Source organism: Azotobacter armeniacus (assembly GCF_054779355.1).
Window position 1 is genome coordinate 1 of sequence record NZ_BAAGYK010000105.1, and the last position, 19,622, is coordinate 19,622.

Sequence of the window (19,622 nt, forward strand, 5' to 3'; positions counted from 1 at the left end):
ATGGCCAGGCGTCGCATCTGGTCCTGAGTTTCTCGAGAGAGCTTTCGGGCATCGATCTTTTTCATGTCCCTTTATATCGTGAATTTGATTGCCGCGTTAATAACAACCATGCCGCAGCAGGTGACTCCATCAGGATGCTGCCTATAGTGCTTCGCACGGGGCTCCGCCCATGCACATTTTTTGGCTGTTATCTCCAGATCGCCACGTCACCTGGTATCTCTGGAGATTCTTTTATCCCTCCTCGCCCTCGGCCTGCATTTTTTTCGATATACGTCGAAATAGCTCGACTTTCTCTTTCATCGAACTCAGCCGCTCGCGTGCTTCGGTCAAGTTCGCAGTATGTAGCTCTTTTATTTCCTCATACCGAAACCTGACGAAGCGAGATTCTTCGCTTGTCCGATGTTCGACCCGTTTATGGTAAGTGAAGGAGTTTTCCATCTTCGTCACGTACGTGCGGAGGTGTGCGAATGTCGGCATCTCGATAAAATTGCTGACCTTTCGCCGGCATACGAATGGGTCAGCCGCAGCCTCTTGGTTGAACCCCTTGTTCTTGAATAGCACTACATCGCCGTCTTTTTTCAGCCAGTACCTGCCCACGTCGAACCAGTACCCCTGATCGGCGATTGCTTCGACTTTCAGCGCGCCTAGTTGGTCCGAAATCATGTCACGGTTCTGCTCGAAAAAGCCGTCGACCTCGTCCCGATGGATAGAAAGGTGTATCGAGTCGACATTTGCATAGCACAGCTCGACAGAGCGATAGCTCAGAAAGCGGTCCAACATCTTGAGCATCTTTATCCGTGCATTGGCCACGACTTGCGCAGACAGACTGAAGACGACGCTGCTGGCTCCGGCATCGAGATAGGACAGCTGATACCCCTGCGGTGTACAGGTCAGGCTAAAATACTTATGGCGAGTCAGGAAATCAGCTATTTCGTCCGGGCCGATCGTGTTGAGATTCATCGCAAACCTTGTCGACAGGAAATCCCGAACCTGCTCTATATCGTCAAAAAACATTTTAGCAAATCGTTTCTGGTTAGTGGCACTGTGCATGTGCTGCATCGTGACTTTACACAAGTTTTCCTTAATCCTATCCCCTCGCCGCCGGTGATACATTCTCTCCGCGTATAGATCGAGCCCCTTGCTTAGTAGCGGATGCTCGATCGTATCAACACTGAACAGACCCTCAATAATCTCGACGCGCTCAAAGAAGATGGCGAAATAGCTTATTTCATCCTTATGTAGCAGCGTCTCAATGGTGTCGCTGCAGTTCATTCGAAAGTAATAAGAATACCCAAGTCGCTTATATCGGAACGGATGATGGTCGAGTAGAAAACTCTGTCTTGCCGCCAGCAAACGGACACGGTAAATACCACTTGCCAAATCGTTCGGCTCGGCCGCCGACCCACGAAAGTCTTTGTACTCAATTGAGGCAGGATTACAAAACCTGCCTTTCATGCAGTCAAGGTACATTGAGTTAAAATCGAGCGCGATGATGACGCGATCTGGCCTCTCCTCCTTCAGTTTGAAAACCTCTTGGTATGCGTCCTTGTACGCAAAGAAGAAATGGCGATCGTAACCATTCTTGAAACGAAGCTTCTTTAGGGTCGCACGTAGATAGCGATGTGCTAGGTCTTTGCTGAGACTGCCAGAATGAATACCGAGTTGATCCAGTTTTCGTAGATACTTTGTCAGTACGTCGTGGTTGGTGCGAGGGCAGGAACTGTATTTGATATCTGAAAAGACCGGAAAATTGGTCTCGAAAACATCGACGCGCAGCTTGTGCGCTGCAGCACGCTCTACAATCTGTAGATACTCTCTACTGGTGAGGACGAGCAAACGCTGAATACCTTTGGCCGCCGCCATCGCCAAGAAGGTTTCCAGTTCCCAGGGTCGCCCGTCGAACCAGACCCCATTTTCTCCAGCGGATACCGACAGGGTCGCAGCCCGCCTGTCTAGAGCCATCCGCTCCACATGCAACCTGACTTTCGCCGTGGCGCGCATGGAAAAAGGTCCTAGGTCCGACCGGTTGTCCAACTTCCCGCACACAATGTGATCAGACATCTTCACGCGTCGGCATACAGAAGGAGCGCCTCGTAGACGAACTGTTCAGAGGGAATATTTTCATCCAGGCTATTAAGTGCTTGGAGAGTCGCACGACGTTCTTCCGGAAAGTAGTAGGAGAGCGGTCTTAAATGACGGACGCGCCATCTCGCCCAAGACCGCTTTCCCCGGGGCGCCGTCGAAGGACGCGGCTCATCGTATTCTAACTGCAACGTGGCAGTGCTTAAGCTATCGATATACGAAATATAACCCGGCCGGTGGTCGAGTACATCAAGAATACTGAGATGCAAGCGCGCAGCTGAGAGTGCATTTTTCATCGGTGCCACCGGAATCGACCGAGCCGTGCCAGCGCCAAAATATTGATCTACGGTACGATGGATGAACTTCTGGATGTGGCTGACTCGGTCGTACGCGGTAAGCCGGCTAGGATTCTTGCGCAGCAAACTGCTCAACTTACTAATCTGCTCGTCCAATGTTCGAGCAGTCTGCATTTTGCAGACTTTGTAGAATATTCCTGCCACTAGGATATCGATACAATTCGGGCTTTTGAGAATGGCGGCGTAGTATTCCGGTAGCGCTTCCTTGGACATGTACCGCACGATTGCCGATTCTAGGCTGTCCTGGTGCACCTTTTGAATCAACGCGAGCTTAGTTTCCCTGTTGCCGCTGAGGCCCGCGACAAGCTTCGCGGCTTCCTTGAACCTCGCCGAGTTTTCTAGCTTTTTCTTTCGTTCATCAAGCTCGGTATTACGGCGCCACTCGCATTCATCACATGCGCCACACGAACATTCTCTGTTATTCCTGCCATATATAATTCCCCAAACGCCGGCAGCCCGCTCCAGCGGGGTCAATCCTCCATCATCCCAAGTTTGGTAGCTCAACTTGCAACACTCTCTAGGTTGATTATCGCATGATCACACAACCACGGGATTAGGTACACGCCATAAATGATGTGGAGCGCCGCTACCTCTTCATGTGTCTGCTTCTGGCCGCTTATTGCCTTTAGCGACTGGCCGCTTCGGGTCGGTAGCGGGCACAAGGAATGTCCACATCTGGCCGGACTCCGCTTATCACACGACTTACAGGCATGATGGTCATCTGAGCAGTTTTCTCATTTCTGCTCTGTGCGCACTCAGCCCGAAAGTACGTCCCGGAACACGTCTGGACGCTGGGCGGCGATATGCAGCAGTGAGCGCGCAGCGCCAGATGGCGAGCGGCGACCTTGTTCCCACTCCTGCAGGGTGCGCACCGACACTCCCAGCAACTCAGCGAATTTCGGCTGCGACAGCCCGGTTTTGCTGCGCGCCTCGGCGGCCTCGGTCAATTCCACGCGATGCACGGTGCCGTAGCGTCCTGCCTTGACATCGACAATGGCGGCCAACAGCTCCTCGCCGATGTTGCGCTTGGCGTCTCGCTCAAGCAGTTCTTTCTCAGTCAGGGGCATGACTCATCTCCTTGGCGATCTTGCGCAGGATATGCGCCGGAATGTTGTCGGTAGCGCCCTTGCCGCGTCCTTCTATCCCCCAGCGCACCTTGCGGCAACCACCGATACCGGGAATGACAGCGCCGGCCTCGGGGTTGCTGGCGAGGAAGGTCATGAAGGCACCACGCTCATCCTCTGTCCAGTAATCGGGCCAGAGCTTGGTGAACAGCGGAGATTCGATGATAGTCAGCATGGGCAGAGCATACGTCAATGACGTATTTAAGACAATCAATAGCTCAGCCAGCCATGCAGTTTTCGGCAACTTCTACCATCTCCCACCTCTCCATCCTATGCCGTTTCCTCTGGGTCGATTCCGGTCACAAGCGGCGAATTCGATCCAGTAGCCAAGCATTGGGATGATTCTTTATTTTCACTGCAAGGCTACTTTCAGCAGGTTTAGGCCTGCTCAGGATGAAACTTTAGCTGAACCGGAAAGCAAAAAGCCGCCAGAAATAGCGGCTTTCGGGAATGGATTAGGATAAGACTTTATTGTCATCCCACAGCCCGAGCTGCTGCGTCTGCTGAAGGACGCGCGCAAGGGTGACGTGCTGCTGCTGGAGAGCATCGACCGCCTGTCTCGCCTGCCGGCCGAAGACTGGAACAAGCTCAAGGCCGCCATCGACTCCAAAGGGCTGCGCATCGTCGCTCTCGATCTGCCGACCAGCCACCAGGGCATGAGGGACACCAAGGGCGACGAATTTACCGACCGGATGCTCGCCGCCATCAACGGCATGATGATCGAGATGATGGCTGCCATCGCCCGCAAGGACTACGAGCAGCGCCGGGAGCGGCAGGCGCAGGGGAGATCGCCAAGGCCAAGGCGGAAGGCGCCTACAAAGGCCGCCCGGTGGATGAGGATCTGCACAAGCGCGTGCGTGAGCTGCTGGCAGCCGGCATCGGCATTCGCGCTACCGCCAGGCATGCCGGCTGCTCGACAACCACCGTGCTCAAGATCCGCGACCAGATGGTTGAAGGGTATCACCCCAACTAGGCTACACTGTGGCCACAAATAACCACTGAGGAACCGATATGGCTACCGATACGGTCGTGCGCGCCCGCGTGGACGAACGAGTGAAGGAGGAGGCTACCGTTGTGCTCAAGTCAATGGGGCTGTCGATGACGGATGCCATCCAGATGATGCTGATCCGCGTCGCCGAGGAGGGACGGCTCCCGTTCGAGCCGTTGGTGCCATCCTTGGAAACCATCGCTGCTGCGCGGGAAGCGCGCGAGGAGAACCTTGAAACCGTGACCCTGGACGATCTACGGGCGGCGATCCGTGCGGACGATTAAACAAACCAGTCAGTTCAAGCGTGACTTGAAACACGAAGCAAAGGGGCAGTACCGGGCGACGCTCGAGGATGACTTGATGCCCGTCCTCGAGGCCCTGGCGCAGGATCGTCCGCTGGATATACGGCACCGCGATCATGCGCTGTCCGGTAACTGGAAGGATCACCGTGACTGCCATATCAAGCCGGATCTGGTGCTTCTGTATCGGAAACCGGACGATGAAACGCTGGAGCTGATTCGCCTCGGCTCGCATAGCGAGTTAGGCCTCTGATATGCCCATCCATACTGCGTTCTGATGTACTGCATGTCCGTCATGGACATGCAGGTATCGGCTCTGCGCGCGCGAAGGAGTGTCCATCATGGACACCCCTTGTTCGTGACTGCTGTGGGAAGACAATAAAGTTTCTTTACAAATAGAGTTTCATCCTGAGTCGAGCGAGAGGACGTGCGTGCTGACGAGGTGCCGCGCCCCCAGCCGACCCGCCGCAACAGGCAGAGATCGGCCAGTTCCGGTGATTCGCCGGTCGCCGAAACCAACTTAGGAGCGGCGGCTATAACCCTGAAAGCTGACCTGCAAGGATCGGTCGTCAATTCCTGCTCATCGGTCTAAAGCCGCCAGTGGCTTCCTATTGCGCTAACGACCGCTACAGACTCATCACCGGCCGTCTCGGCTTCATTTGCTCATGCTGCTGATCATGCAAGCTATCGCCCGAGCCAAGACAGCAAGAAGAACGCGACGACGATGGCGATCCGGAGCGTTGATGACCGGAACTGTGGCCAGGAATGTGCCTTACCGCGCCCGAATTTGTGTAACGTTTCGTGGATTCCGCCGACTAAATTGTAGGTGGCCGCGCCGGCGACCACTCTTACCTACTCATTTCAGGAGGCTGAGATGGACATACTAAAGACGCACAGATTGACCCACCGCAAGCTCGATGGCCGTGCAGGCGTTTGGGCCGGGGTGATCGCCGGTGTTGCGTTCCTGGCGCTCGAGATGCTGCTGGTGCCGCTGCTGATGGGCGGAAGCCCGTGGGGGCCGCCGCGGATGATCGCGGCGATCGTCATGGGCCGGGATGTGCTGCCACCGGCGACCTTCGACGGTGGTGTTCTGATTGCAGCGCTGCTCGTGCATTTCGCGTTAGCCATCGTGCTGGGATTGATCCTGGGCAAGCTCATCGCCCTGTTCAACCTCGATTCCAGCTGGGGATTGACCTTTATCGTCGGGTTGGTGTTCGGGCTCGTGGTCTATGTCGTGAATTTCTACGGGATGACCTCGTTTTTCCCGTGGTTCGCCGAGGCGCGCAACTGGCTCAGCATGACGCTGCACGCCGTCTTCGGTGTGATTGCAGCCGAATCCTACTTCGGGCTGGAAAAGCGCCCGGCCGCGGCCTGAAGGCTTGTGTTCCGAGCAAGCTTTCTCGCTGGCGAGAGGGACAAGCGGCAGCCGTCGAGGTTGCCGCTTGCCTGCCTAGTGCAGTTTCAACCAGCATCTTGTTCAAGTGGTGGGAGCCGTTCGCAACCGTAATAGGTGCAGACTCGCTCCATTACCTCGGCGATGGTTGGGGCCCGCTTCCAGCCTACGCCCAGGCGTATCAGCGCCTGGCGGATCGACTCGTGGCTCAGTTGCCGCCCGGTCAGCCCCTGCTCGAAGGCCACCTCGGCGGCCAGGCTCAAACTCCACAGGCTGGTCGGTTTGCCGAAGTCGCGAGGGCTGCGGTGCAGCAAGGCGCGCAAGCGTTCGGTCTGCGTCCCCGCAAGCAGGGGACGGACGCGCTTGGGCCGATGCGACTTCTCCGTCAGGCAGGACAATCCCTCGGCGGCAAAGGCCCGCCGGGTGTTGCGTACGGTTTGCGTGGCGCAGCCGAACAGGGCGGCGATTTCCGTGGCGGTCTTGCCGTCGGCGCTGGCCAGCAGGATCTGGCAGCGCCGCAGCGTGAAGGCTTCCCGGGCACGCAGGCCAGCCTGCAGGGCCTGCCGTTCCTCGGTAGTCAAAGGGCGAACGAATAGAGGTGCTTTCATGGGGCATAGCATCGCCCGATGCCGTCTTTCCCCCAAGTACAGTCATGAAACTGCACTAGGGCCAGCGCGCAAGATCCCGATCATCGGCGGCCTCTTGATCTCCACCAGCATCATCGGCGCCAACTACGTGGAGTCGCCGGGCGCAATCATCTTCTTCCTCGCCCTGGCCTTCTTCGGCAACGGTTTGGCCTCGATCACCTGGTCGCTGGTCTCGGCGCTGGCGCCGGAGCGGCTGCTCGGCCTGACCGGCGGGGTATTCAACTTCATCGGCAACCTCAACCTGTCCGCGGTCAGCGTACCGATCGTCATCGGTCTCTTGGTGCAGGGCGACGACTTCACCCCGGCGATCACTTATATCGCGGCCATGGCCTTGCTCGGCGTGCTCTGTTACGGCGTGGTGGTGGGCAGGGTCGAACGGATCCGGGAGTAGGGTCGCGCCCGGCTGGCCGCCGCTGGAAGCTTCTGACCGCAGGCGGCTTCCGGCCTGTCGCCCAACCAGGACATGGTTTGAAGAGCGTCTTTGTGATCCAAATCTGAATTAAAAAAATATTCATAATTCCATAGAGAACTAATAAACCATTCAGTAGTCGGAAGGCACGGCAACGCGTCGGCCAGTTTCACTGGAGCGTTTTCGCCCATTAGGGGAGCGCCTGGATGCGCATTCGAGTGCAGGGATCGAGTAGTCGCGACGATGCCGGAGGCAGGGAAAGCTTGTTTGGGCAATCGGTTTTTTCCCGCCTTACTTCCCTCAAATTGCGCTCGGCTGCGCATTTAGTATATGGAAGCGAAGTAGATGGTGTTCAGTGTTAAGGATTTTGGAGCAAAGGGCGATGGCCGCACCGACGATACGGATGCCATCCAGGCGACGATCGATGCCGCCTACAATGCGGGTGGCGGGACGGTCTATCTGCCGGCCGGCGAATACCGGGTCAGTGGTGGCGACAAGGCGGCAGATGGCGCCCTGATGATCAAGAGCAACGTCTATATGGTCGGTGCCGGCATGGGCGAAACCGTCATCAAGCTGGTCTCCGGCTGGGACCACAATCTCACCGGCATCATCCGCTCGGCCAATGGCGAGAAGACCCACGATTACGGCATCAGCGATCTGACCATCGACGGTAATCAGGACAACACCACAGGCGCAGTCGACGGCTTCTATACCGGCTACATTCCCGGCACGGACGGTGCCGACTACAACGTCACCGTCGAGCGGGTGGAGATCCGCGAGGTGTCCCGCTATGCCTTCGACCCCCACGAACAGACCATCAACCTGACGATCCGCGACAGCGTCGCCCACGACAACGGCAAGGACGGCTTCGTTGCCGACTTCCAGATCGACAGCACCTTCGAGAACAACGTCTCCTACAACAACGGTCGCCACGGCTTCAACATCGTCACCAGCAGTCACGACATCGTCCTGCGCAACAATGTTGCCTACGGTAACGGCGCCAACGGCCTGGTGATCCAGCGCGGTTCGGAAGACCGGGACTTCACCTACAACATCCAGATCGAGGGCGGCTCCTACTACGACAACGGCCAGGAAGGCGTGCTGATCAAGATGACCAGCGACGCCACCCTGCAGGGTGTCGAGGTCTACGGCAATGGCGCGGCAGGTGTGCGTGTGCAGGGCGTCGAGAACGTGCAGATCCTCGACAATTACATCCATGACAACGCGCAACACGGCATAAACGCAGAAGTCCTCCTGGAGGCCTACGACGATAGCAACGGGGCTTCCGGCAACTATTACGAGTCGCAGAACGTCACGGTGCAGCGCAACACTATCGTCGGCTCGGCCAATTCCTCCTTTGGCGTGCTGGAGCGCGCCGACGGCAGCGATTACAGCATCGTCACCGACAACAGCATCAGCGGCACCCTGCGCGGGACGGTGCTGCTCAACGGCAGCCATTCGTTCTATTCCGGTGTCGCCGTGATCGAGGGGACCGCTGGCGACGACCGCCTGACCGGCACCTTGGCCGGCGACCTGCTCCTCGGCGGCAGCGGCGCCGACCGCCTGGATGGCGCAGCCGGCGACGACATCCTGATCGGCGGCGCCGGCCGCGACAAGCTGACCGGCGGCGAGGGCGCCGACCTGTTCCGCTTCACCGCGGTCAGCGACAGCTACTACACCGCCAGCAGCAACGTCACCGACCTGATCGTCGACTTCGACGCCGGCAAGGACCGCATCGACCTCGCCGGGCTCGGCTTCACCGGCCTGGGCGACGGCTACAACGGCACCCTGGCGGTGTTGACCAACAGCGACGGCAGTCGCACCTACCTGAAGAGCTACGAAGCGGATGCCGACGGCCGACGCTTCATGCTGGCCCTGGAAGGCAAATTCGCCGGCCTGCTCAACACCAGCAACGTGATCCTCGAACGCGCCACCTTCGCCGGCACCGAGGGCAGCGACGAGCTGCTTGGCAACTCGGCCGCGGAGATCCTCGTCGGCTACGCTGGCAACGACACCCTCGACGGCGCCGGCGGCAACGACATCCTGATCGGCGGCCGCGGGCGCGACCAACTTACCGGCGGCGAGGGCGAGGACGTCTTCCGCTTCACTTCGCGGAACGACAGCTTCCGTACTGAGAGCGGCGACTCCACCGATATGATCACCGACTTCGACCTGGCCGAGGACCGCATTGACCTCTCCGGACTGGGCTTCACCGGCTTGGGCGACGGTCGAAACGGCACCCTGAAGCTGTGGACCGACAGCGAGGGCAGCCACGCCTACCTGAAGAGCTTCGACACGGATGCCGACGGCCGGCGCTTCGAGATCGCTCTGAAGGGCGATTTCTCCAGCCTGACCGAGAAGCAGCTGATCCTCAACGAGCGCCAGACCCTGAGCGGCAGCAGCGGCAACGACCAACTTTCCGGCGACAGTGCGGCCGAAGAGCTGCTCGGCGGGGCGGGGCGGGACCTGCTGGAGGGACACGCGGGCAACGACCTGCTCGACGGTGGCGCCGGCCGCGACACCCTGACCGGCGGCAGCGGGGCGGACACCTTTCGCTTCGCCGACCGCCAGGACAGCTTCCACAATTACGATACCGGGACGAGTTGGGTCGACAATATCGTCGACTTCTCCCCAGGGTATGACCTCATCGACCTCTCCGCCCTAGGCTATAGCGGCCTGGGCAACGGCTACGACGGCACCCTCGCCGTACTGTTGAACGCCGAGGGCACCAAGACCTACCTCAAGGACCGCGAAGGCGATGCGGACGGCAACCACTTCGAGATCATCCTGGACGGCAACTACGTCAATAGCCTTTCCGAGGCGAACATCGCTTTTGATGCCAGCCAACTGGAACTGCTCGGCATCACCACCATCCAGCCTGCCTGACGTGGCCCGGCCGGGTCGTGGCCAGGCCTGACACGCACCCAGTCGTCGGCAACTCTGCCTGTTGCCGACGACTGAACGAACCGATGGGTTTCTCTCCAGTCTCACCCACAGTAACGCGTGGACCGTTTCACTTGAGCGCCTTCCCAGGCCTCTTCAAATGACCACCAGAAGCGCGCCGAGCGCAAGGGTCTGGCAGTCGCGTTGACGCCAGAGACGGGAAAAGCTTGTTCGGGTAGTCGTCTCTTCCTACTCCACTTTGTTAAGCAGCGTTCCGCTGCCTAACACGGAATCAGGAAGCAGATATATGGATTACAACGTCAAGGATTTCGGAGCTCTAGGCGATGGCGCCACCGACGATCGGGCGGTCATCCAGGCGGCGATCGATGCCGCCCATGCGTCAGGTGGTGGCACCGTCTACCTGCCGGCCGGCGAGTATCGAATCAGCGGCGGCGGGGAGCCATCGGATGGTGGCCTGACCATCAAGAGCAATGTCTATCTGGCCGGCGCCGGCATGGGCCAGACGGTCATCAAGATGGTCGATGGCTGGAATCAGAATGTCACCGGTATGGTCCGCTCGGCCTATGGCGAGGAAACCTCCAACTTCGGCATGCGCGATCTGACCCTGGACGGCAACCGCGCCAACGTCCCTGCCAAGGTCGACGGCTGGTTCAACGGCTACATTCCCGGCCAGAATGGTGCCGACCGGGATGTCACCCTGGAACGGGTGGAAGTCCGCGAGATGTCCGGCTACGGCTTCGACCCCCATGAGCAGACCATCAACCTGGCGATCCGCGACAGCGTCGCCCACCACAACGGCCTCGACGGCTTCGTCGCCGATTACCAGATCAACGGGGTGTTCGAGAACAACGTCGCCTACAGCAACGACCGCCACGGCTTCAACATCGTCAGCAGCACCCATGACTTCACCATGACCAACAACGTCGCCTACGGCAATGGCGGTGTTGGCGTGGTGGTGCAGCGCGGTTCGTACGATGTTCCCCATCCCTACAACATCCTGATCGACGGGGGTGCCTATTACGGCAATGGCCTGGAAGGCGTGCAGATCAAGATGAGCAACAACGTCACCCTGCAGGGTGCCGACATCCACGGCAACGGCACCTACGGGGTGCGTGTCTACGGCGCCGAGGGTGCGCAGATCCTGAACAACCAGGTCCACGACAATGCAAAGAGTGGCCTTTACCCGGAAGTTCTCCTGCAGTCCTACGACGATACCGGCGGAGTGTCCGGCAACTATTACACGACGCTGAATACCCGGGTCGAAGGCAACGTCATTACCGGCTCGGCCAACTCCACCCACGGTGTGCAGGAGCGCAACGACAGCACCGACCACAGCAGTCTCTCGAACAACAGCATCAGCGGAACGCAGAGCACGCCCACGCGGCTCTATGGGGCCAACTCGACGGTTTCGGATGTACCTGACGGCGGCCAACAGCAGACGGTCGGCGGTGCCGAAGGCACCACGACAGTCTCCGAGGCACCCAGTAGCGAACAACCGCAGCCGGTTGGGGCTACTGCCGACAGCAATGACGACAACACGAGGGATTCCGATATGTCTAGCGACGAACAACTGATGGTTGAGGGCACTACTGACGAAAATGGCAATTTGATCCTCTCCGAGGGGCCCGCCATCGAACTGATGGCAATCGTGGGTACCGAAGGCGACGACCTGCTGTACGGCACCGAAGTCGGCGAGGAGATCACCGGCGGGGCCGGCGATGATCGCCTGTACGGCTTCGGCGGCGAGGATGTGCTCGACGGCGGCGCTGGCCGCGACCGGCTGACCGGCGGCCTGGACGCCGACACCTTCCGCTTCTCCCTACGCGAGGACAGCCACCGCTCGGCCCTGGGCACCTTCAGCGACCTGATCCTCGACTTCGATCCCAACCAGGACAAGATCGACGTATCGGCGCTGGGCTTCACCGGCCTGGGCAACGGCTACAACAGCACCCTGGCGGTGAGCACCAGTGCCGACGGCACGCGCACCTACCTCAAGAGCTACGAGGTGGATGCCGAGGGCCGCTCCTTCGAGTTGGCCCTGAACGGCAACCATGCCGCCGCGCTCTCGGCCAGCAATATTGTCTTTGGCGCGCCCATTCCGATCGACCCCAACACCCAGGGGCAACCGGTCGTGGGGACCGACCTCGGTGAGGAGTTGCACGGCACCGGGGCCAGCGAGGAGATCGTCGGCGGGGGCGGCGACGATCACCTGTACGGCTATGCCGGCAACGACGTGCTCGATGGCGGCGCCGGGCGCGACCGCCTGACCGGCGGCGAGGGCGCCGACACCTTCCGCTTCGCCCTGCGCGAGGACAGCCACCGCTCGGCCCTGGGCACTTTCAGCGACCAGATCCTCGACTTCGATCCCAGCCAGGACAAGATCGACGTATCGGCGCTGGGCTTCACCGGCCTGGGCAACGGTTACGGCGGCACCCTGGCGGTGACCACCAGCGCCGACGGCATGCGCACCTACCTCAAGAGCTACGAGGCGGATGCCGAGGGCCGGACCTTCGAGCTGTCCCTGGACGGCAACCATGCCGGCACGCTGTCCGCCAGCAACATCGTCTTTGGTGCGCCCCTCCCGGTCGATCCCAACGTCGAAGGGGCGCCGGTCGTCGGCACCGAGCTCGACGACGAGTTGCACGGCAGCAACGCCAGCGAGCTGATCAGCGGCGGGGGCGGTGCCGACCGGCTGTACGGCTATGCCGGCAACGATGTGCTCGACGGCGGCGCCGGGCGCGACAAGTTGACCGGCGGCGAGGGCGCCGACACCTTCCGCTTCTCCCTGCGCGAGGACAGCCACCGCTCGCCGATGGGGACCTTCAGCGACCAGATCCTCGACTTCGATCCCAACCAGGACAGGATCGACGTATCGGCGCTGGGCTTCAGCGGCCTGGGCAACGGCTACAACGGCACCCTGGCGGTATCGACCAACCTCGAGGGCACGCGCACCTATCTGAAGAGCTTCGATGCGGATGCCCAGGGCCGGACCTTCGAGGTGGCCCTGGACGGCAACCATTCCGCCGCGCTCTCCGCGAGCAATATCGTTTTCGTCGCAGCGGCTCCGGTCGATCCAGCCCCCGTGGCGGACCCTGGTACTGGCGAACCGGTAGCCACCGAGCTCGAGGTAATCGGTACCAGCAGCCTGCCGGCCGATCAGATCGTCTGAGGCGCTGGCTCCCGCGAACGGCAAGTCTGCCGTTCGCGGGACGAATCCTCTCCAACCCTTATCCAGAGCAACGCATGGACCGTTTTGCTCGAGCGCCTTCGCAGATCTTCTCCAAAGATCGACGCAGGCGTCAGGCGCAAGGACCGGGCAATCGCGTTAGAGGCGGGAGTAGGCATCTCTTCCTGCTCCACTTTCCAAGCGGCTTCGGCTGCCTCACACGGGATTAGGAAGCGGATATATGGATTACAACGTCAAGGATTTCGGGGCGCTGGGTAATGGCGTCACCGATGATCGGGTCGCCATCCAGGCGGCTATCGACGCCGCCCACGCGTCGGGCGGCGGCACCGTCCACCTGCCGCCTGGCGAATACCGGGTCAGCGGCGCCGGGGCGCCGGGGGACGGCTGCCTGATGCTCAAGGACAACGTCTATCTGGCCGGCGCCGGCATGGGCCAGACGGTGATCAAGCTGGTCGATGGCTGGAACCAGAAGGTCACCGGCATGGTCCGCTCGGCCTATGGCGAGGAAACCTCCAACTTCGGCATGCGCGACCTGACCCTGGACGGCAACCGCGCCAACAACATCGAAAAGGTCGACGGCTGGTTCAACGGCTACATCCCCGGCCAGGCGGGGACCGACCGCAATGTCACTATCGAGCGGGTGGAAGTCCGCGAGATGTCCGGCTACGGCTTCGACCCCCACGAGCAGACCATCAACCTGGTGCTGCGCGACAGCGTCGCCCACCACAATGGCCTCGACGGCTTCGTCGCCGATTACCAGATCAACGGGATATTCGAGAACAACGTCGCCTACAGCAACGACCGCCATGGCTTCAACGTCGTCACCAGCACCCATGACTTCACCATGACCAACAACATCGCCTACGGCAATGGCGGCAACGGCCTGGTGGTGCAGCGTGGCTTGGAAAACCTCGCGCTCCCCAGCAACATCCGGATCGAGGGTGGTTCCTATCACGACAACGCCCTGGAGGGCGTCCTGCTCAAGATGACCAACAACGTCACTGTGCAGGGGGCCGACATCTACGGCAATGGCTCCGCTGGCGTGCGCCTCTATGGCGCCGAGGGTGTGCAGATCCTCAACAACCAGATCCACGACAATTCGCAGAGTGGCGCCTACCCGGAAGTTCTCCTGCAGTCCTTCGACGATACCGGCGGGGCGTCCGGCACCTATTACACGACGTTGAACACCCGGGTCGAAGGCAACGTCATCACCGGCTCGGCCAATTCCACCTACGGCATCCAGGAACGCAATGACGGCACCGACTACAGCACCCTCTCCAACAACAGCATCAGTAGCGTGCAGAGGCCCATGGTGCTTTACGGCGCTCATTCGACGGTTTCCGACACGCCTGGCATCGCGCCACAACAGCCATCCGAGGGGACCGACGGCGACGATCTGCTGACCGGCAGCGACGCCGACGGGCGAATCTCCGGCGGGGCCGGCGCCGATCGCCTGGATGGCGGTGCCGGCGACGATGTGCTCGATGGCGGCGCCGGTCGTGACCGGCTGACCGGCGGCGAAGGCGCCGACACTTTCCTCTTCTCCCTGCGCGAGGACAGTCACCGTTCCCCCCTGGGGACCTTCAACGACCTGATCCTCGACTTCGATCCGACCCAGGACAGAATCGACGTATCGGCGTTGGGCTTCACCGGCCTCGGCAACGGCTACAACGGCACCCTGGCGGTGACCACCAACGCCGACGGCATGCGCACCTATCTGAAGAGTTTCGAGGCGGATGCCGAAGGCCGGCGCTTCGAGGTCGCCCTGGAGGGCAACCATTCCAGCCAGCTCTCTGCGGCCAATGTCGTCTTCGCCATGGATAGCCCGAGCGACACGGCCAGCGTGGTGGACAGCGGCAGTAGCGATCCGCCGACCACCGAGCTCGAGGTAGTCGGTACCAGTAGCCCGCAGAGCGAGCCGATCGTCTGAGCGGCCGGGCCTCACGCTGCCCGACCTGACATACACCCAGCCGTCGGCAGCTCTGCCAGTTGCCGATGGCTAAGCGAACCGATGAATTTCCTTCTAATCGCACCTACCGAAACGCATAGCCCGTTTCACTTGAGCGCCTTCCCAGGCCTCTTCAAAAGACTCCCAGAAGCGCGCCAAGCGCAAGGGTCAGGCAGTTCGCGTCACAAGCCAGAGACAGGGAAAGCTTGTTCCGTAGTCGTCTCTTCCTTCCCCACTTTCCAAGCAGCCTTCGGCTGCCTAACACTGGATCAGGAAGCGGATATATGGACTACAACATCAAGGATTTCGGAGCAATGGGCGATGGCGCCACCGACGATACGGCGGCTATCCAGGCGGCTATCGACGCCGCCCATGCGTCAGGTGGTGGCACCGTCTACCTGCCGGCCGGCGAGTATCGAATCAGCGGCGGCGGAGAGCCATCGGATGGTGGCCTGACCATCAAGAGCAATGTCTATCTGGCCGGTGCCGGGATGGGCGAGACCGTCATCAAGATGGTCGACGGCTGGGGCCAGGATGTCACCGGCATGGTCCGCTCGGCCTATGGCGAGGAAACCAGCAACTTCGGCATGCGCGATCTGACCCTGGACGGCAATCGCGACAACACCACCGGCAAGGTCGACGGCTGGTTCAACGGCTACATTCCCGGCCAGAATGGTGCCGACCGGGATGTCACCCTGGAACGGGTGGAAGTCCGCGAGATGTCCGGCTATGGCTTCGATCCTCACGAGCAGACCATCAACCTGGTGCTGCGCGACAGCATCGCCCACGACAACGGCCTAGACGGCTTCGTCGCCGATTACCAGATCAACGGGGTGTTCGAGAACAACGTCTCGTACAACAACGACCGCCACGGCTTCAACGTCGTCACCAGCACCCACGACTTCACCCTGACCAACAACGTCGCCTACGGCAACGGCGGCGTCGGCCTGGTGGTGCAGCGCGGTTCGTACGATGTTTCCCATCCCTACAACATCCTGATCGACGGGGGCGCCTACTACGACAACGCCCTGGAAGGCGTGCAGATCAAGATGAGCGACAACGTCACCCTGCAGGACGCCGACATCTATGGCAACGGCACCTACGGCGTACGCGTCTATGGCGCCCAGGACGTGCAGCTCCTCGACAACCGGATCCACGACAACACACAGAGCGGCGCCTACCCGGAAGTGCTCCTGCAGTCCTACGACGATACCGCCGGGGTATCCGGCAACTACTACGCCACGACCGGCACCTGGATCGAAGGCAACGTCATCACCGGCTCGGCCAACGCCACCCACGGCGTGCAGGAGCGCAACGACGGCACCGACTACAACAGCCTCTACGCCAATACCATCAGCGGCGGACAGATCTCGCCGGTACGGCTCTACGGTGCCAACTCGACGGTCTCCGGCTCTTCCTCCGGCCAGACGCCCGAGGGAACAGACGGCAACGACGTGCTGATCGGTACCGACGCCGGCGAGACACTCATCGGCCGTGGCGGCAACGACAGCCTCGACGGCGCCGGCGGCGACGACATCCTGATCGGCGGCGCCGGACGCGATACCCTCACCGGCGGCGCCGGGGCGGACGTCTTCCGCTTCGAGGCGCGGAGCGACAGCCAGCGCAACTATGCCACCGGCGACAACCAGGCCGACCGCATCACCGACTTCACCCCGGGCGAGGACAGGATCGACGTGTCGGCGCTCGGCTTCACCGGCCTGGGCAATGGCTACAACGGCACCCTGGCCGTGGCGGTCAATGCCGCCGGTGACCGAACCGACCTCAAGAACTATGAGACCGATGCCAATGGCTACAGCTTCGAAGTCTCCCTCGCGGGCAACTACCAGGGCCTGCTCACCGCCGAACATTTCATCTTCGCCTCTCCCCAGAGGCAGGTGACGATCGAGGGTACCGAAGCCAACGACACGCTGGTCGGCACCGAGGCCGATGAACTCATCCTCGGTCTGGCCGGCAACGACAGCCTGAGTGGCGAGGGAGGCAACGATGTCCTCGATGGCGGCGCTGGCGTTGACACCCTGAGGGGGGGCGAAGGTGCCGATGTCTTCCGTTTTTCCGGCCGAGCCGACAGTTATCGCACCGACACCATCAGTGCGAGTGACTTGATTCTCGATTTCGACGCGAGCCAGGACAGTATCGACCTCACCAGTCTGGGCTTCAGCGGGTTCGGCGATGGCTATAACGGCACCTTGCTGCTGCAGGTCAACGCCGAGGGAACCCGCACTTATCTCAAGAGCCTCGAGGCGAATGCCGAGGGTCAGCACTTCGAAATCGCCCTGGATGGTAATTTCAGCGGTCAACTGGATACCAGCAATGTGCTCTTCGAACCCAGTGTCTTCAATGCCAGGGATTTCGGCGCACTGGGCGATGGCGTCAGCGATGATAGGGCGGCCATCCAGGCGGCGATCGATGCCGCCCATGCGGCGGGCGGCGGCACCGTCTATCTGCCGGCCGGCGAGTATCGGGTCAGCGGCGGCAGGGAGCCGGGGGACGGCTGCCTGATGCTCAAGGACAATGTCTATCTGGCCGGCACCGGCATGGGCCAGACGGTGATCAAGCTGGTCGATGGCTGGGACCAGAAGGTCACCGGCATGATCCGCTCGGCCTATGGCGAGGAAACCTCCAACTTCGGCATGCGCGACCTGACCCTGGACGGCAACCGCGCCAACAACATCGAAAAGGTCGACGGCTGGTTCAACGGCTACATCCCCGGCCAGGCGGGGACCGACCGCAATGTCACTATCGAGCGGGTGGAAGTCCGCGAGATGTCCGGCTATGGCTTCGACCCCCACGAGCAGACCATCAACCTGGTGCTCCGCGACAGCATCGCCCATGACAACGGCTTCGACGGCTTCGTCGCCGATTACCAGATCAACGGGGTGTTCGAGAACAATGTCGCCTACAACAACGGCCGCCACGGCTTCAACGTCGTCACCAGCACCCATGACTTCACCATGACCAACAACGTCGCCTATGGCAATGGCGGCGCCGGCCTGGTGATTCAACGGGGTGCGGAGGACCTCGCCCATCCCTACAACATCCTGATCGACGGGGGCGCCTACTACGACAACGCCCTGGAGGGCGTCCTGTTCAAGATGACCAACAACGTCACCCTGCAGAATGCCGAGATCCATGGCAACGGCAACTCGGGTGTGCGCCTTTATGGTACGGACGATGTACGGATCTTCGACAACCAGATCCACGACAACTCGCAGAATGGTTCCTATCCGGAAGTCCTCCTGCAGGCCTTCGACGACAGCCAGATCACGGGCAATGTTTATCAAACCTTGAATACCTGGATCGAGGGCAACGCCATCACCGCCTCGGCCAACGCCACCTACGGCGTGCAGGAGCGCAACGACGGCAGCGACTACACCAGCCTCCAAGACAACAGCATCAGCGGCGGGCAAATCGCGTCGGTACGGCTCTACGGCGCCAACTCGACGGTTACCGGCGCATCCGGCGAGCCACCTCAGGGGACCGACGGCAACGATGTGCTGATTGGCAGCGACGACGACGAGCTGATCCTGGGCGGGGCCGGCGACGACCGCCTGTTCGGCAACGGCGGCGACGATGTGCTCGATGGCGGCGCCGGGCGCGACCGGCTGACCGGCGGCGAGGGCGCCGACACCTTCTACTTCGCCCTGCGCGAGGACAGTCACCGCTCCCCCCTGGGGACCTTCAACGACCTGATCCTCGACTTCGATCCGACCCAGGACAGGATCGACGTATCGGCGCTGGGCTTCACCGGCCTGGGCAACGGTTACGGCGGCACCCTGGCGGTGACCACCAGTGCCGACGGCACGCGCACCTACCTCAAGAGCTACGAGGCGGATGCCGAGGGCCGGACCTTCGAGTTGTCCCTGGACGGCAACCATGCCGGCACGCTGTCCGCCAGCAACATCGTCTTTGGTGCGCCCCTCCCGGTCGATCCCAACGTCGAAGGGGCGCCGGTCGTCGGCACCGAAGGCGACGACCAGTTGCACGGCACCGGGGCCAGCGAGCTGATCAGCGGCGGGGGCGGCGACGATCACCTGTACGGCTACGCTGGCAATGACGTGCTCGACGGCGGCGCCGGGCGCGACAAGTTGACCGGCGGCGAGGGTGCCGACACCTTCCGCTTCTCCCTGCGCGAGGACAGCCACCGCTCGCCGATGGGGACTTTCAGCGACCAGATCCTCGACTTCGATCCCAACCAGGACAGGATCGACGTATCGGCGCTGGGCTTCAGCGGCCTGGGCAACGGCTACAACGGCACCCTGGCGGT

General features: G+C 61.1%; 12 protein-coding genes and 2 pseudogenes. 9 read left to right on the forward strand and 5 right to left on the reverse strand.

Annotated elements, in window-relative coordinates; genetic code table 11:
* Positions 1–231 precede the first annotated feature (231 nt).
* From ACYVD0_RS14075 to ACYVD0_RS14090, 4 genes are all read right to left on the reverse strand, one after another.
* Positions 232–2,001 (reverse strand): hypothetical protein, encoded by a 1,770-nt coding sequence (locus tag ACYVD0_RS14075; RefSeq protein WP_460427381.1) that lies wholly within the window; start codon positions 1,999–2,001, stop codon positions 232–234.
* 62 nt (positions 2,002–2,063) lie between these two features.
* Positions 2,064–2,942: a hypothetical protein gene (locus tag ACYVD0_RS14080; RefSeq protein WP_460427382.1), complete on the reverse strand. Its 879-nt coding sequence runs from the start codon at positions 2,940–2,942 to the stop codon at positions 2,064–2,066.
* Positions 2,943–3,193: 251 nt separating this feature from the next.
* Complete coding sequence (locus ACYVD0_RS14085) at positions 3,194–3,505, reverse strand: helix-turn-helix domain-containing protein (RefSeq protein ID WP_460427383.1); 312 nt, start codon at positions 3,503–3,505, stop codon at positions 3,194–3,196.
* Positions 3,492–3,737 carry a transcriptional regulator gene (locus ACYVD0_RS14090; RefSeq protein ID WP_460427384.1) on the reverse strand — a complete coding sequence of 82 codons (246 nt, stop codon included), beginning with the start codon at positions 3,735–3,737 and terminating at the stop codon, positions 3,492–3,494. Before ACYVD0_RS14090 ends, ACYVD0_RS14085 begins: the two co-directional genes overlap by 14 nt.
* Before the next feature lie 307 nt (positions 3,738–4,044).
* On the opposite strand from ACYVD0_RS14090, the pseudogene ACYVD0_RS14095 reads away from it, so the two are divergent.
* The 4 genes and pseudogenes from ACYVD0_RS14095 to ACYVD0_RS14110 form a co-directional block, all read left to right on the forward strand.
* Positions 4,045–4,535 (forward strand): annotated as a pseudogene (locus ACYVD0_RS14095) (recombinase family protein); the annotation flags it as partial.
* Positions 4,536–4,573: 38 nt separating this feature from the next.
* Positions 4,574–4,834, forward strand: a complete 261-nt coding sequence (locus ACYVD0_RS14100; RefSeq protein ID WP_460427385.1) for a type II toxin-antitoxin system RelB/DinJ family antitoxin — start codon at positions 4,574–4,576, stop codon at positions 4,832–4,834.
* Positions 4,821–5,102 carry a type II toxin-antitoxin system YafQ family toxin gene (locus ACYVD0_RS14105; RefSeq protein ID WP_460427386.1) on the forward strand — a complete coding sequence of 94 codons (282 nt, stop codon included), beginning with the start codon at positions 4,821–4,823 and terminating at the stop codon, positions 5,100–5,102. Before ACYVD0_RS14100 ends, ACYVD0_RS14105 begins: the two co-directional genes overlap by 14 nt.
* Before the next feature lie 621 nt (positions 5,103–5,723).
* Positions 5,724–6,224, forward strand: a complete 501-nt coding sequence (locus tag ACYVD0_RS14110; RefSeq protein WP_460427387.1) for a hypothetical protein — start codon at positions 5,724–5,726, stop codon at positions 6,222–6,224.
* 86 nt (positions 6,225–6,310) lie between these two features.
* Here ACYVD0_RS14110 and ACYVD0_RS14115 read toward each other — a convergent pair whose 3' ends face one another.
* Positions 6,311–6,850: a helix-turn-helix domain-containing protein gene (locus ACYVD0_RS14115; RefSeq protein ID WP_460427388.1), complete on the reverse strand. Its 540-nt coding sequence runs from the start codon at positions 6,848–6,850 to the stop codon at positions 6,311–6,313.
* 55 nt (positions 6,851–6,905) lie between these two features.
* Between ACYVD0_RS14115 and ACYVD0_RS14120 the strand changes: the two are divergent.
* The 5 genes and pseudogenes from ACYVD0_RS14120 to ACYVD0_RS14140 all read left to right on the forward strand — a co-directional run.
* Positions 6,906–7,280 (forward strand): annotated as a pseudogene (locus ACYVD0_RS14120) (MFS transporter); the annotation flags it as partial.
* Positions 7,281–7,643: 363 nt separating this feature from the next.
* Positions 7,644–10,184: a M10 family metallopeptidase C-terminal domain-containing protein gene (locus tag ACYVD0_RS14125; RefSeq protein ID WP_460427389.1), complete on the forward strand. Its 2,541-nt coding sequence runs from the start codon at positions 7,644–7,646 to the stop codon at positions 10,182–10,184.
* A 304-nt stretch (positions 10,185–10,488) separates the two neighbouring features.
* Positions 10,489–13,371 (forward strand): glycosyl hydrolase family 28-related protein, encoded by a 2,883-nt coding sequence (locus ACYVD0_RS14130; protein ID WP_460427390.1) that lies wholly within the window; start codon positions 10,489–10,491, stop codon positions 13,369–13,371.
* A 238-nt stretch (positions 13,372–13,609) separates the two neighbouring features.
* A complete protein-coding gene (locus ACYVD0_RS14135) occupies positions 13,610–15,319 on the forward strand; it encodes a glycosyl hydrolase family 28-related protein (protein ID WP_460427391.1) in 1,710 nt (569 codons plus the stop codon).
* A 302-nt stretch (positions 15,320–15,621) separates the two neighbouring features.
* On the forward strand, positions 15,622–19,622 hold a 4,001-nt coding region (locus tag ACYVD0_RS14140), incomplete at its 3' end, for a glycosyl hydrolase family 28-related protein (protein ID WP_460427392.1).

Excerpts from the sequence above, each read along its gene's own strand:
- ACYVD0_RS14125 (WP_460427389.1), top strand. The coding sequence starts at position 7,644 with ATGGTGTTCAGTGTTAAGGATTTTGGAGCAAAGGGCGATGGCCGCACC.
- ACYVD0_RS14130 (WP_460427390.1), top strand. The coding sequence starts at position 10,489 with ATGGATTACAACGTCAAGGATTTCGGAGCTCTAGGCGATGGCGCCACC.
- ACYVD0_RS14075 (WP_460427381.1), bottom strand. The coding sequence starts at position 2,001 with ATGCGCGCCACGGCGAAAGTCAGGTTGCATGTGGAGCGGATGGCTCTA.
- ACYVD0_RS14085 (WP_460427383.1), bottom strand. The coding sequence starts at position 3,505 with ATGCCCCTGACTGAGAAAGAACTGCTTGAGCGAGACGCCAAGCGCAAC.
- ACYVD0_RS14110 (WP_460427387.1), top strand. The coding sequence starts at position 5,724 with ATGGACATACTAAAGACGCACAGATTGACCCACCGCAAGCTCGATGGC.
- ACYVD0_RS14135 (WP_460427391.1), top strand. The coding sequence starts at position 13,610 with ATGGATTACAACGTCAAGGATTTCGGGGCGCTGGGTAATGGCGTCACC.
- ACYVD0_RS14090 (WP_460427384.1), bottom strand. The coding sequence starts at position 3,737 with ATGCTGACTATCATCGAATCTCCGCTGTTCACCAAGCTCTGGCCCGAT.
- ACYVD0_RS14115 (WP_460427388.1), bottom strand. The coding sequence starts at position 6,850 with ATGAAAGCACCTCTATTCGTTCGCCCTTTGACTACCGAGGAACGGCAG.
- ACYVD0_RS14100 (WP_460427385.1), top strand. The coding sequence starts at position 4,574 with ATGGCTACCGATACGGTCGTGCGCGCCCGCGTGGACGAACGAGTGAAG.